Consider the following 14,923-nt stretch of genomic DNA (forward strand, 5'->3'; position numbering starts at 1 on the left):
CTGTGAAAACCATTCTGGTTACAGGCTTTTCGCCGTTTCCGGGCGCTCCGGTAAACCCCACCGAAAAGCTGATGCGCCGTCTGCCGAAACGGCTGGGCAGGAACCGCTCCGGCGCCTGCTTCGTGTTTCATGTCCTGCCGACCACCTGGGCGGGCCGGTGGCAGGTGACGGAAAAGCTGCGCCTTGAGATCCGGCCCGACGCCATCGTCCATTTCGGCGTCGACGGCACCCGCCGCACGCTCAATATCGAAACCCGCGCGGTCAACCGGGCGACCCGCGTGCGCCCCGATGCGGAGGGCCATTCGCCCGGCCGGCCGGAACTCGGCAGCGGCCAGCAACGGGCGCGAAGCGCCACCCTGCCCGGCCGCGCGCTCTTGCGGGCAGCCGGGACGGCAGGCGCGCCGGCGGCATTGTCCACCGATGCCGGCACCTATCTTTGCAACGCCACGCTCTGGGATTCCCTCGGCTCCGGCATTCCGAGCATCTTCGTTCATGTTCCCTCGCTCCCCAGGGGCCGCCGCGACAGGCGTCCGCCCTTTCATGTCATTGAAGACGCGGCTGTCCGTCTGCTTCAGGAAACCGCCAGGCGTTTGCGGTAGAGACGCATCCGACACTCAACCGGCACAGCTTTTGCTCCCTCTGAAATGGAAACGGGATCGCTTCCCATTCCGGGACGCTTGAAGCAACTGGCCGGAGCCCATGACACGAGAATTTTCAAAACTGAACCGCCGCGCGTTTCTTGCCGGGACAGCTTTGTGCCTTTCCGGGACAGTGGCCTCGGCGCAAATGAAGGTCGCCGACCTCAGGGGCTCCATAGATTCCGCGGAACTCGGGCTGGTTCCGAACGCCGCGGACGATCAGACCGCCCAGTTCCAGAACGCCGTCAATCGTGCCGTTGAACGCGGACGGGCGCTGTTTCTGCCCGCCGGCACCTATCCGGTCGCCAATCTGCGGCTGCCCTCCGGCACGCTCATCGTCGGCGTTCCGGGCCGCACGCGGCTTGTCTATCAGGGCGGCGGCGGACAGCTCATCCGCGCGGAAGGGGTCAGCAATATCGGCCTCAACGGGGTCACCTTCGACGGTGCCAACCGCTCCATAGGCGACTTCACCGAAGGCCTGCTGCACTTCATCGGCGTGCGCAATGCCGTGCTCGACAATTGCGAGATTACCGGTTCGTCGAAAATGGGCCTCGTCATGGACCGCTGCTCGGGCCGGGTGGAAAACTGCCGCATCTCCGGCGCCGCTGAAGCCGGCATTCGCTCCAATGAGGCCGATGGCCTCGCGATCACCGGCAACACGGTCACCGATTGCGCCAACGGCGGCATCTGGGTGCACCGCTGGCGCGAGGGAGAGGACGGCACCATCGTCTCCGGCAACCGGGTGGAGCGCATCGGCGCCCGCTACGGCGGCACGGGTCAGTTCGGCAACGGCATCAACGTGTTCCGCGCCCACGGTGTGATGGTGTCCAACAACCGGATCGCCGATTGCGCCTTTTCCGCCATCCGCTCCAACACCGGATCGAATGTGCAAATCATCGGCAACTCCTGCCAGCGCTCCGGTGAGACCGGGATCTATTCCGAATTCGGCTTCCAGGGCGCGATCATTTCGGACAACATCGTCGATGGCGGCACGACGGGAATTTCCATCGCCAACTTCATGGACGGCGGCCGCATGGCGGTGTGCTCCGGAAACCTCGTCCGCAACATCTCCGACGTCGGCCCCTACCCTTCTGAAGTCGCCGGTTTCGGCATCGGTATTTCCGCGGAAGCTGACACCGCCCTGACCGGCAACGTGATCGAGGGCGCGCCGAAATTCGGCATGCTGCTCGGTTGGGGACCCTACATGCGCAACATCGCCGCCTCCCAGAACATTATCCGGGACTGCGGCACGGGCATTGCTGTCACCGTGGTGGAGGGCGCCGGGCCGGCCGTCATCACCAACAATATCGTCCAGGGCGCAAAATCAGGGTCCATCAACGGCTTCCGCTGGCTGGACAAGGTCACCGGTGAGCTCAACAACGCGTCGGACTTCGCCAACCTGACCATAGAAGGCAATCAGATCGCCGCCTGAGCGGATACTCAAAGCTGAAAGAACAGGTTTCTGACGCGGAGGCTTACTTTAATTGGCAATTATAACAATTATGATTTCTCTTTTTATGATATGTTATTGTTTTTTACGTAATTTCTAGTTGCATTCACTCTGACAGGGGGCAACTATGGCCGACTTTATAACAACTGAAAGCGGAATTTACGTAGTTTCGAACGAGACAGAATTCAATCAAGCAATTGATAAAGTAAATGCGGGAGGGCACGACAAGATCAATATCGTCGCGCCCTTTACATTGACAGATAACACCCGCCCGTTCACGAAATCCGCAGAAGTCACAAGCTCAACGGACAGTGAGATCCACGACGGCGGTTTTTCGGTCGTGACGGTCAAAAACAGCGCAATCGTAAAGTTCGGCGTCCGATCGAAAGGGACAGGGACCAGCTACGTCATTGGACCGAACGGTTCGGCGCTCGTCGGCGTCTCGGGTGGCTCTCTGGCGAATTTGGCTGTCCTTGAAAGTGGCAAGTTCAAGGTTCCCTCGGGAGAAAAATTTTCCATCGGTGGCGCTTTGTCACTTGGCCACTACTCGGAACTGACGCTTGGCGGCATTCTTTACAACAACCAACCCGTCACCACCGACCGATCTTTGGTTACAGTGGAAGGCAGTCTGGGAAGCGCCTCCAACCAGGACCATGAGGGCGAAGGAATTCTGCAGGCGGAGCCCGCGATGGGCCCGTTGATCCTGGCAGGCGAGACGTTTATGACAATCGCGCCCGACACTGTCGTCATTCTCGGAAAGACGAAGGTCGACACGATTTGCCAGATAAAGTCCGATGGGACAGGGAGCGTCTGGAGCGCCGACACGATTGAAGTTGTCGGCAATAATCTTCAGGACCCGGGTCAGATTGCAGGAACCAATGTTTCCACGATCGAACTGAAAAACGGCGGCCTTTTTTGCGGAAGAGTGAGCGACGGCGTCTTTGACGGGAATACCGCGGACACGATCATAAACACGAGCGGTGATTTTCAGATGGGTGCCAAGGGGTCCTGCACCGTCAAAGATTACAAGCAGACCGGCGGTCACCTGAAGTTCCAAATTGACAATTTCGAGGGGCACACGGCCCATTTGTCGCTTTCGGAGACTGTAGACGTATCGGGAGGCAATCTCGAAATAGAGGCACGCCTTTATCATATACCCGACAGCACCAAGTCCACGGTTTCGACACTTATCACTGCGCCAGGATCATCCGCAGGACTGCAAGAGCTCGCCCACCGTGTCGAGTTCAAGGGCTTTCACGCAATTGAACCTAATAAAAAACTGACCCTTACACCTTCTGTTGAAGTCGTCGGCGACAAACTCAATCTCGTCTTGACGGTAATTGACCACTAAAAGATCCGAACTGACAAAAGCCCAAATGCTTGTCGGTTCTTGTGATGGGACCAAACCCGTCCCCATGCCAGCTTCGAAAGAGGTTCGCATGGGGACGCGCTCCAGGTAAGCAGACCTCCAACCGGAACCGATTGAAGGTCTAAAAACTTATCGATTTCAAAAGGTTTGCGCCATCAGGCGAGAGAAAACCTCAAGGACAGGCAGGATAAGCCGCCATCGACCTTGCGCGCCTCGTGGGTCGGCAGCACCACCGTGTCGAACCCGGCGTCCCTTATGACGGCAAGTGTCTTCGGGAAGCCCTCCGGGACGAGCACCACGTCGTTCACACGGATGACGTTGGCCGCATAATCCTCGCCCTCCGGCACCTCGATCACCCGGCGCCCTTCAAAAATACCACTTTCCGCCATGACCCTCGTTGCCAGAATGACGCCGTCTCCCAGCGTCGAGCAGGCCGTCTTGAAATGCAGCACCCCTTCCGGCGTGTCGCGGACCTCAGCCCTGTAGCCCCATGCGTCCAGCAGGTCCGCTAAGGCCAGCGCCCCGTCCCGGTCGGTGCGGGCCGACAGGCCGATCAGGATGACATCGTCCAGCATCAGGATATCGCCGCCATCGACATGACCGGCGCCCGGCAGGTCGACGACCTTGTCGAAATGCTTTTCAAGCGCGGCGCGCATTTCCCGGCCCTCCCCCAGACGGCTTTCCGCCCCGGGCCTAAGCTGGATAGCGCCTTCCGGAAGGCAGAAGGCCGGGTCTTCGACAAAACAGCTGTCCGGAAAGGCCTCCAGCGGCGGCAGGACATCGACGGTGAAGCCGGCATCCCGCAAGGCCTTGACGTAAAGACCGTGTTCCTCCCTAAACGTCTCGCTACTCGGATCGCCCGCATCGACCGCGCGCAGCCCCTCGGCAACACTGTCGGCGGGGGTTCTGGTGATCGCGTGAGTGAAACGGAAGGACAGTCCGGCCCGGTGCGGCATGAGAAGTCTCCAGACGGAATGATATATGGAAAGCGGGGATCGGAGCTCAGTTCAGCGCCGTTTTCAGGGTCGATAGAAATTCCGGCCTAGGCCTGATATGCCCGGCCTGGATCCCGCGCCGCGTCAGAACCGGTGGATTGACGAGCCCGTCCAGAAGCACGGATTCGTCGTCATTGAGGTCGAGCATCGTCTCAATGACCGTCGCCATCATCACTTCGGCCGCGCGCGTTGCTCCGTCGTCGCATTTGAGCGTCACACCGAAGCCGAGTTCGGGGATGGACGCGCAGAAGACCCCTTCCGCCCCTGTCTTGACGAACACCCGGCCCCGGAAGCCTTCCATCACCTTCGTGCAGAAACGGTCCGCGCCGGCAACCATATAGGGCTCGTTGATGCAGGCATCGAACAGCCGCTGCGCGGCATCCGCCCGCAGCAGTTCCAGGCCCTCCCCGGTCCCGAAAGCGGCGAACGCCCGGGCAAAGCTCCTGAGCGGCGACGCATAGGTCGGGATGGAGCAGCCATCCGTGCCGCAGACGTCCTCGGACAGCGTGTCGCCGGTCAGTTGTTCCATCACCAGCCGGATTTCCCGCTGGACAGGATGGAAAGGTTCGACATACCCGCGTGTTTCAACGCCCATGACCTTCGCGAGCCCCAGGAACCCGGCGTGCTTGCCCGAACAATTGTTGTGCAGGCCGCAGGGCGTTTCGTTGGCGAGGATCAGCTTGGCCGCATCCTCCATGCGCTGCGGCCATTGCGGTCCGCATTCCAGCGCGTCTTCGGTCAGGCCGGCCTTCAGCAGCATGACCCGGGCCGCGTTCGCATGCATTTCCTCGCCGTTGTGGGAGGCGCAGGCGAGCGCCAGTTCGGCATCCGTCAGCGCCAGCGCTTCCGCGGCGCCCGATTCCACCAGTGGCAGAGCCTGCATCGCCTTGATGGCGGACCTTGGAAACACCCGGGCGTCCACATTGCCGATCCCGCAAACGAGTTTGCCGGCGGCATCGCAAATCGCCACGCTGCCGCGGTGAAGACTTTCGGTCAGGCTGCCACGGGTAACGTCCACGAGTGCGGGATTGTCCATGAAGTTTCTCATCCGGAACGGGTTCACTTTTTTCCGCGTCCAGCTGAACGCGGAATATTTCAAGCAGGCAGTGGAAGGCTAAGCGGATTCGGCCCGCCCTGCAGTCAAAAAGGCCGAGAGCCGCGCCAGAGCCTCGTCGATCACTTGCTCCCGCTTGCAGAAACAGAAGCGGATATAGCCCGTGGGGGCGTCAGATCCGTAAAAGGCGGAAACGGGCACTGCGGCAACGCCTGCCTGTCTCACCAGGGTCTCGCAGGCTTCGATGTCTGTTCTGCCCAGTCCAAGCCCCTCAATGCCGCAGGTCAGGAAATAGGTCGCCGCGCAAGGCAAAACCGCGAAGCCGAGCGCTGACAGCCCCTGCGCCATCCGGTCGCGCTTCGCCATAAGGTCCCGCGCGAGGCCGTGATAGTAACCGTCGTCCTTGCGCAGGCCGAAGGCAACCGCCTTTTGCAGGGCCGGCGGCGTCGTGAAGGTCACCCATTGATGCGCTTTGGCGATCGGGTCGAGCAGACTGGCCGGGCCGGTGACATAGCCGACCTTCCATCCGGTCAAAGAGAAGGTCTTGCCGGCCGAACCGATCCTGACCGTGCGCTCCCGCATACCCTCAAGGACCATGAGAGGCCTGTGCGCCTTGCCGTCGAACACCAGATGCTCATAGACCTCGTCGCAGATCGCATAGGCGTCATGCCTGAGGCAAAGATCCGCGATGAACTGTAGTTCGTCCTCCGTGAACACCTTGGCGGTCGGGTTCATCGGATTGTTGAGGAGAATGGCCTTGGTCTTGTCGGAAAAGGCATTCCGCAGGGCCTGCCTGTCGAGGTTCCAGTCCGGCGGCGTGACCCGCACCCGGACAGGAACCCCGCCTGCCCGCTTCACAAGGGGTAGATAGCAGTCATACAGCGGTTCGATCAGCACCACTTCATCGCCGGGAGACACAAGTGCGAGAATGCAGTCGGCCAGCGCCTCCGTCGCGCCCGACGTCACCAGAACCTCATTCAGAGGATCGATATCGAGGCCGTAAAACCGATTGTTCGCATCCGCGACCGCCTGGCGCAATTCCGGCACTCCAAGCATCGGCGGATACTGGTTCGGGCCCTCCAGCAGCGCTCTTGCCGCAGCCTGGAGGATATCTTCCGGGCCGTCCACATCGGGAAATCCCTGTCCCAGATTGACCGCACCATGGGTCATGGCGAGACGGGACATGGTCTCGAACACGGTTGTATCGATGCCGGTAAAGACCGGATTGGTCGGCTTCATGGCTCCTCCCGGAAGGCTTTTCCGCCGGTTTTAATCCTCCAGAAGATGTGCGTCGAGCTTTTTCCTGACGACCGGAAGGTCACCAGACACCTGTCAGGGCAGGACCGGAATGAACCGGTCTCCCCCTCGTCCGTCCGAAAGCAGATTGGGGCAATTAAAATACTAGCTCATTCCAAGCTTGAGCCTGGTCAGCTCATTGAGCGACGGTTCGCGCCGGGTTGAATCTTCCTGTTCATCCCCTTCAGCGTCCTCCAACCGGCGCCTGAGGACGTCCTCTATCAAGGGGACCAGATCGGCGTGTTTGACATGCAGAAAATGATAGAAGGCGATTTCTCCCAGCGAGGGTTGAAGCGGGTAGACATCCGTCAATCCCATTTCCCTGATCAGCCGATTGCCGGTGTCCTCGCCGACAACAACCACGTCGATGCGGTCCCGGAGCAGCATTTCAAAAAGCTGCTCGGGTTCCTCCGCTGTCCAGACTTCCAAAAAACCCTCGGCCAGCTCACCGGCGAAACGGGCACCGCCAACGTGCCCGGCCCTGAGATATTTGAGTTCCGAGAGGGATTTTCCCTGCAATTGCGGATTGCGGGTAAAGGCGAAAATGCGCGCGACCACGACGGGCACGTCGACCCGGATCAGTGTCTTGTGGCGATCGCTGACACCTTCCACCCGCACGAGTTCGCCGTCGGTTTTTCCCGAGGCGGCATCAAGAAGGGCCCGGCGCGGGTTTGAAATCACCGTCTCGATCTGAATGCCCAGTTCCGCGTAGGCCTGGGAAAGGATCTTTTCGGCGACCGGTGTCAAACCTGGCGCCACAAAACTTGAAAACCGCAGCTTTTCTTGCGCGGATACACAGCCCGCGGATGTCAGGATGCCCCACAAGGCACAGACCAGCAGCCGCTGCATTTACTCTCCCTATGATCCGAACTGTCTGTATTTTCGAAATCATGACAGTTTCCGGCTGAATATCGGAAGCCGTCGCGTCATAACTTTACGGGAAGCTACCGGAAAAATGCAACCTGTCGGCATTGCGCCTGAAGCTAACGACAATGATTGAATTTGCACCCCAACCGGACGGCTGTCTCATCAGTTGAAGAGATAAACGCACCTGGTGCGAAAGACAGGAACAGGCAGGTTTCGCTATGACGGTGTGCGGTAGTATTCCCGGGCAATCCTGTCGACATAGCCTTCATCGACAAGATCCCTGATGATCCTGTTCAGCGCACCGATCCGGTGGGCCCACGCAGACTTTTTCGAGACCCCGAGAAAAAGATCGACGGAGCTGCCGGGGCTGTAGGGAGCTTTTTCAACTGTGGAAGCCAATCCCTGCCGCCTGATATAATAATCGAACTGGCAGTCCGTCCCGATAATGACTGCAATTCTGCGCTTCAACAGCATGTCCATAAGGGTTTGCTCCTCAGGCACGCCGATCTTGTTCAAGGTCGCGTCCTTGTCGAACCGGTCGAAATAGGCCGAATGCAGCACGTAACCGATCTGATGTCCGGAAAGGTCCGGATAGCCGCGAATATCCTTTGACAGTCCACGCAGTGTGTAGAACGCCGTCCTGCATTTGAAATAGGGCGTATCCGTATAGACGATGTATTTGGCCTGTTCGTCCCGGTAGGCCAGGCCGGTCATGACATCGACGGCTCCGCTCTGCATCGAGGCCAGTCCCCGTCCCAAGGGCATCTGGGCGACCTTCAGATCCGCATCGCTTCGGCGGGCAATCTCCTTGATGAGATCGACATCCGGACCCGCTTCGCTCTCGGATGTCGAAATCCGCTTTGGGGACCATGCATCCGTTGCCAGCAGCATCTCGGCCGACTTCGCCGGTAGAGTTGCGGCCGCAAATACGAGAAGCGGCAACAGGCACCGGAGGTGAACAAGCGACATATGGCAACCCTGGATTTCAAAAAAAGCTCACCCCCATTGGAGCGGATATAAATTAATAATATCAGAAAGTTAGCAATAATTGAATCCAGCCAGGGAAATCTCCGCACAAGAAGCTGAAAACGCTAGGTCAGATTGACAATGGCTAGAATGAACCTGTGGGAATTCGCCTTCAAATAGGGGACCAGGCTTAACCGGGCGTTGAGTCACTGCCATGGGATTCCGGCTGTGCGGAAACCGCTCGACCACATTGCCGGTCCTGTTTCCGGACTTTGCCTGCCCCGCGCATACCCGCATTGCGCTTAAGTCCTGAATTTGAAGGAGATTGAGATATAGTCGGATTTTGCCAGGGCCGTGCCCTACGGCAGCTGAAACGCGGAAAGAGAACGTGCCACAGCGTAAAAAACTCTTCATCACGCCGACGCTGGCAACCGTCATCGGAAGTTTCGTGCTGATTACCGCCGCGGCGATCCTGATCATTCAGGCAATCACCTCGCAACAGATCATCCGCCAGTTGGGTGGGGACCTTGTCGATCTCGGCATGGAGTCCGCGCAAACCGCCTTTGCCGAACAGCTTCACGCGGTCACGGAAACCGGCGAATACACAAAGCTCGCCTGGCAAAAGGGTGAACTTGCCTTCGATGATCCGGACCTGTTGGTCAGCTTTCTTTATGGCGCCCTCGCCCCGACGGAGCAGGTCTCCTTTCTGGTGCTGGTCGATGAAACCGGCAAAGGGGTGGATGTGGACCGCGGCGATGCCGACGGCACCCTTATCGGCGGCGACGTGGATATTGCGACCGACATCCCCATCCTCCTGGCGCTGACGGAACAGGCAGCCGGGAAACCCGAGCCTTTCTGGAGCGACGCCCTTTTCATGCCGGAACGCGATCACACGTATTTCGTCCATGTACAGCCGCTTTATGAAGGGGAGGATTATCGGGGCAGTCTGCTGGTCGGCATGTCTCTCGACAGGATGTCCGAGATCGCCTGGTATATTTCGACCGATGATATCTCTGTCTTCCTGATGAAGGACGGCAGCCACGAAATCATTGCTCATGAGGATCTGCATGAAAAATTCGATCACCTGAGCGCGGCAACACCCCTTCTCCATATCAGCCGGATACCGGACGACTTCCTGGCGACGTTCGAAGACATGAAGAAGCTCGACAATACCGCCTTCGACATCGCGGAGGCGCTTGACCTTCACTACGGCTACGACGAGACAGGCGACAAGCGCTTCGTCGTCCTTGAACAGAAGAACGAAAACCTCGAGGGCCTGCCCGCGCGTATCGGCGTGCATTTTCCCGCCGCCTATCTTGACCAGCCGCTTCGGGAACTGATGGTTGCGATCGTCGTCGGCGCCGGCCTTCTTTTGCTGTCCCTGCTCGGTGCCGTGCTACTGGCCCAGCGCATCGCCCGGCCGATGCAACGGGCGTCGATGGCGGCCATGCAGGTTGCCAATCTCGATCTGGAGGCCGTTGAACCGCTTCCCGGCAGCGTCATCCGCGAACTGGACGACCTTTCCGGCGGTTTCAATTCGATGGTCGCCGGACTGAAGGCGTTCAGCCGCTATGTCCCCAGGACCCTCGTTCAAAAGCTCCTGCGCGAGGGCCGCGCCGACGCACCGCCGGAAGCGCGCGAAGTGGCGGTGCTGTTCACCGACATTGCCGGCTTCACGTCCGCGTCCGAAGGCATGTCGGCGACGCAGACCGCCGACTTCGTGAACCATCACCTGTCCCTGCTCGGCGCGGAGATCACCAGGGAGGGCGGCACGATCGACAAATATATCGGCGACAGCATCATGGCCTTCTGGGGCGCGCCGGAACGGCTCGACAACCCGGCCGCACCGGCCGCCCGCGCGGCCCTTGCCATGGCGAGGGCCATCCACGCGGACAACGAGGCCCGCATCGCCCGTGGCGAGGCCCCGGTCCGCATCCGCATCGGCCTCCACATCGGGCCTCTCGTCGTCGGCGACATCGGCGCCCCGGAGCGGGTCAACTACACGGTCATCGGCGACACGGTGAACGCCACCTCAAGACTGGAAAGCCTCGGCAAGGACATCGATCCGGATGCGGAGGTGATCATCCTGGCTTCGAGAGAAGTCGCCGAAAGGCTGGACGGGGGAATCCGGCAGAAGCCTATCGGCGCGCACACGGTCAAGGGCCGCGTCGAGCCGATGGAGGTCGTCCGGCTGGGAGAATAGGTCCCCGGGCCAGGCATGGCCCTCGGTGCAAGCCGGTCGGATTGGCAAACAAGGTCCGGCGGTGGCCTCAGCTTGAACCGGACAGCACTTCGTGGACATTCTCCGAAATCGGCGCTGAACCTGTTACGGCGTTGGTTTCCAGGGTTTCGACTGCAATCTTGCTGGCCGCTTCGTGATAGCCGCGGCGCTTGAGAAAACTGAACAGGCTGCCGGAAGCCTGGGTGTGGAGGGCGCGGGCTCCGACCTTGTTCGAGGCCGCGAGCGACTGCTCGTAGATATCAATGATTTCCTCGTCCGGTGACGGGCCGAACCGGTCCAGAATGATTGCCTTGATGCGCAGGAGTTCGGCGTCGAAATATTGCACGCCGGAGCGTGCCGAAAAGTCCAGTCCGATGGAAATTGCTTCCTGTGCCTGTGTCAGTTTCCCCTGATCCAGCAAGGCTTCGGCCAGCCAGGCTTGCGCGTAAGGCAGGGCGAGCCGGGCACCTGTGTCGACGTATTCGGCAAGCCCCTGCCTGAGCATTTCCAGCCCCTGCGCCTGACAGAGCCGGTCTTGAGCCCGGCCCAGATTAATCCGGGCCTGCGCGCGAAACTGGGCAAATCCCTGGCCGTCCGAGAGGACTTCGGCCACCTTCGCATGGTGCTCTGCCTGAGCGTGGTTGCCCATGAAATTATGCATGCCGGAAATGAAATTGTGGGCAAATCCTGTGCTGGCATCGTGATTGCAGACTTCCGTTTCACTGATCAGCGAAGCAGCGGACCTGACGGCCCTGTCAAAGTTGCCGGACAGGCTATGGATCCAGAGCAGATAAGCATTCGCGGTAACACGCAGGTTGACCCCGAACCGCAGGGCCATTTCCTCGTCGAACGGAGCCTCGTAGGCGGCCACGGCGGTAGTCAGGTCCTGTTCCGCCTGTGCGAACGCCCCCTTGTAGTAACTGGAGATGCCGCGCGCATAAAATCCGGCGATCTTGTTGAGAGGATCCCCTGTTTCCGGTGCCAGGCTTAGAAAATCTTCCGCCAGTTCGACGGCGGTATGGAGTTCTGCGCGAACGATGCAATTGCTCCAGAGTCCCCACAGGATCTCGCTGTTCTGAGACTTGTCCACGCAGATATTCGACAGGGATTTCGCCCGCCGGTAGACTGATTTGACTTCCGCGGAGGCAAATCCGTTTTCAGCCAGCAACTGAGGTCCAAGAAGCAGGAGAAACTGCTTGATCCTTTCATTGTATTTGCCCGACGCATTGTTTCTGTTGGCCAGGTCCAGAGCCCGGCGGAAGTGCTGAGCGGCTTCGTGATGTGCCGACACCCCCACCGCCTGCCGGCCCGCGATCTCCAGAAAATCGATTGCCTTGTCAGAAACTCCGGCCTTTTCCAAATGCCACGCGATAAGTTCCGGCTCGATGGAACTGGTCGCCATGATCTCGGTTTGAAGGGCTTCGGCGATGCGCCGGTGATAGCTCTTGCAGGTGCTGCGCAGGATCGAGATGTAGGTCAGCTCCTGAACCAAAGCATGTTTGAATTCGTAGCGGGCATATGGGATCTGTCCTATTCGAAACACCAGATCCTGATCCTGCAGCTGTTGCAGATAGTCCTGAAGCTGCGTCTCCCCGCAGTCGGTGACCACCTTCAGCAAGGCGTAGTCGAACACCTTGCCGATCGCAGCTGCGATATGCAGAATTTCTTTTTCGTCACCCATCCGGTCAATGCGAGCCATCAGGGTTTCCTGCAAACTCGCCGGAACGATCGGGGATTTGGCAAATTGCGCCGTAGCTTCCAGCGGCAGACCGTTCATCAGTTCTTCGAGAAAAAGCGGAATGCCGTCCGATCGCCGGGCAACTTCCGCCGTATCGGCCTCAGTGAGATAACTGGGCCGGATGTGTCGCGCCAGGGAGCTAATCTGCTGCTTGCTCAACCGGCTAAGCTCCAGTTGGCATACTGTTTCAGGCGGCGAATATTCGGGTTCCAAAACCGGCCGCGTGACTGAAACCAGCAGGATACGCGTGGCGGCAATGCTGATTTGCAGCGCATGCAGCAGATCCGATGAGCTGGAATCCATCCAGTGCACATCCTCGAAAACCAGTATGACCGGCGCCTGTTCGGCCATCTGCAACAAACAGCCGAGGATAGTGCCAACAAGCCCCGCGGCGTCCGCCTCATGTTCCGGGGACCTGATATCCGGTTCCAGCAGCGTCCAAAGGTGATTCAGGTCGTGTTCCGAGCTGCGGCCAAGGTCCGCGAGCCAGGAGGACAGAACCTTTGCCTGCGTGTCTCTGTCATCCGATGGCTTGAATCCGATAACCCGCCTCAGTTCCTGGATGAGCGGATAAAAAGCCGTGTTCCTATGGTGTAGCGAACCGCTGAAATTGAGGCGCGTCGCAACTTCCACCACCTTGTTGCGCAGGAAATGATGGACCAGCCTCGATTTGCCGATGCCCGGTTCGCCCACGATCGAAACGGCCTGCCCTCCGCCCTCAAGCACCTTGTGCCAAAGAGTGGCAAGCGTCTTCAGCTCTTCGTCCCGGCCGGTGAAGGAAGATAGAGTGTTCTGCCGTTCGCCGATGTCGAAACGGTTGGCCGCAACCCGTTCGCTGCCGATACGGTAGGCACCGGTCGCGTGTCCGGGGATGGGGACGAAACTGGTCTTGAAGGCGCGACGCATCAGGGCGAGCGTCGCTCCGCACACCAGGACACCGATGCCGGTAGCCGTGAAACTCAGCGTGGTGGCCTGTGTGATCAGCCCTCCGGACAGATGTCCGGGCGTCAAATTATCCGCCTGCCCGATCTGAACCAGAGCTTCTCCGCTGGCGATACCGCAGCAGATCTGCACCTCGTCTCCGGTCGTTGTGTCAACACCTTTGCCGTGCAGATCCGTTGCTGCGAAAACCGCTCTTTCAGCGTCGAGTTCACCCACCGCCGGATATCCGAAAATCGCCAGACACCGGTCTCCGGAGCGGCCCAGGAACCGGCCTCCGAATTTCGGAACAGTGTCGCGGCACAAGGCTTCCATCGTTTCCATCAGCTCACTGCTGTCTTCGGCATCAAGCTGCTGACCGGTCGTGGTTTGGAAGGAAACACCGAACGCCGCGATTGTGACCAGACGCTTCTCAGGTTTGCCTCCCGCCACTGCATTGCTGCGTTCCAGCCGGTGAACGGCTGAGTCTCCTCCTTGCTGGCGAAGCCGGTTGAACACTTCGACAGTTTCCGCGGACGGGTCCGTATTGAGCTCCTGCCGCAGAATTTGTTCCAGCCGGTTGAACTGCATGACGGCATCCGCGCGCCGCCCGAGGGCGTCCAGGCTTCTCATCGCCCTCCGGTGTGCGGCTTCGTGGGAGGGATCCAGAGCGATTATGGCCTGTGCGGTCTTTAGCGAAATATGCGGTTCACCGTGTTTCTCGTCGTACGTCAAAACGGTTTCGAGCGCGGAAATCGCGATATCACAGAGACGGTATCGCTCGCTCTGCAGCCAATCCGCGAAAGGGGCCGAGCGAATGTTTAATCCTTCCGCGAACTCCCCCTTGAAGATATGCGGAATGTGCCGAATGCGCTCGATGTCGCCCGAAAGGGCGATCCTCTCCAACTCCTGAGTGTCGACGGAGACGATATCGCTCCGCAGGGCCAGGTTATCCTGGTGGGTCTCGAATGGGTCCGGGCTTCCGCCTTCCTTCAGGATTTTACGCAGAGCGGCCAATTCCTGACGCAGGCTGGCGCGTGCCTGCTCTTCCCCGCTGCGCGGCCAAAGACAGGCAGCGACGCTCTCGCGCGTGCAATCTCCGCCGCGGCTTTGCGCCAGCCTGGCGAGAAGAGCCCAGGACTTTCGGGTTCCAAGCCGGAATTGGTGTCCTTCTTTACTGCTGAGAACACAGCCGTCCAGCAGAGTGAGTTGCAGTTCCAAACGTGCCCCCTCCAGCTGGAGTGCGGAAAGACATCATAGAAAGTTGCATTATACATAATTACAATTACGGAACTCATTATTTGCGTATTTTTTACGCCAGCAAACGGGTTGAGTGATTAATAATTGACAAGCGGAGACTGTACTGAGCAGACGGACAAATTGCCGGCTGCATAGTTTTCAGACTTGGAAG

Annotated in this window: 10 protein-coding genes; 4 read left to right on the plus strand and 6 right to left on the minus strand. The window is 59.4% G+C overall.

Translation table 11 applies throughout. The features are described 5' to 3' along the window. Positions 1–2: 2 nt before the first annotated feature. The 3 genes from CLV41_RS12550 to CLV41_RS12560 all read left to right on the plus strand — a co-directional run bounded on the left by CLV41_RS12550 (position 3) and on the right by CLV41_RS12560 (position 3,439). Complete coding sequence (locus CLV41_RS12550) at positions 3–599, plus strand: pyroglutamyl-peptidase I family protein (RefSeq protein WP_208987475.1); 597 nt, start codon at positions 3–5, stop codon at positions 597–599. A 100-nt stretch (positions 600–699) separates the two neighbouring features. Then, entirely contained in the window at positions 700–2,070 is a 1,371-nt protein-coding gene (locus tag CLV41_RS12555; protein WP_103222727.1) for a TIGR03808 family TAT-translocated repetitive protein, read from the plus strand. 145 nt (positions 2,071–2,215) lie between these two features. Continuing rightward, positions 2,216–3,439 (plus strand): hypothetical protein, encoded by a 1,224-nt coding sequence (locus tag CLV41_RS12560; protein ID WP_103222728.1) that lies wholly within the window; start codon positions 2,216–2,218, stop codon positions 3,437–3,439. A gap of 173 nt (positions 3,440–3,612) precedes the next feature. On the opposite strand, the gene CLV41_RS12565 is transcribed toward CLV41_RS12560, so the two are convergent. The 5 genes from CLV41_RS12565 to CLV41_RS12585 form a co-directional block, all read right to left on the minus strand. Beyond that, entirely contained in the window at positions 3,613–4,413 is an 801-nt protein-coding gene (locus CLV41_RS12565; RefSeq protein ID WP_103222729.1) for a dimethylarginine dimethylaminohydrolase family protein, read from the minus strand. 46 nt (positions 4,414–4,459) lie between these two features. Further along, on the minus strand, positions 4,460–5,488 hold the full coding sequence (locus CLV41_RS12570; RefSeq protein WP_103222730.1) for an asparaginase: 1,029 nt from the start codon (positions 5,486–5,488) through the stop codon (positions 4,460–4,462). Between the two features lie 78 nt (positions 5,489–5,566). After that, positions 5,567–6,745: an aminotransferase gene (locus tag CLV41_RS12575; protein ID WP_103222731.1), complete on the minus strand. Its 1,179-nt coding sequence runs from the start codon at positions 6,743–6,745 to the stop codon at positions 5,567–5,569. A gap of 162 nt (positions 6,746–6,907) precedes the next feature. Continuing rightward, entirely contained in the window at positions 6,908–7,651 is a 744-nt protein-coding gene (locus CLV41_RS12580) for a type 2 periplasmic-binding domain-containing protein (RefSeq protein WP_103222732.1), read from the minus strand. Between the two features lie 234 nt (positions 7,652–7,885). After that, a complete protein-coding gene (locus CLV41_RS12585; RefSeq protein ID WP_103222733.1) occupies positions 7,886–8,638 on the minus strand; it encodes a substrate-binding periplasmic protein in 753 nt (250 codons plus the stop codon). Positions 8,639–9,023: 385 nt separating this feature from the next. On the opposite strand from CLV41_RS12585, the gene CLV41_RS12590 reads away from it, so the two are divergent. Further along, complete coding sequence (locus CLV41_RS12590) at positions 9,024–10,838, plus strand: adenylate/guanylate cyclase domain-containing protein (RefSeq protein WP_103222734.1); 1,815 nt, start codon at positions 9,024–9,026, stop codon at positions 10,836–10,838. 67 nt (positions 10,839–10,905) lie between these two features. Here the strand turns inward: CLV41_RS12590 and CLV41_RS12595 are convergent, their stop codons facing one another. Next, positions 10,906–14,733, minus strand: a complete 3,828-nt coding sequence (locus tag CLV41_RS12595; RefSeq protein WP_103222735.1) for an AAA family ATPase — start codon at positions 14,731–14,733, stop codon at positions 10,906–10,908. Positions 14,734–14,923 lie beyond the last annotated feature (190 nt).

This window comes from Roseibium marinum (genome assembly GCF_002906165.1).
GTDB classification, from domain to species: domain Bacteria; phylum Pseudomonadota; class Alphaproteobacteria; order Rhizobiales; family Stappiaceae; genus Roseibium; species Roseibium marinum.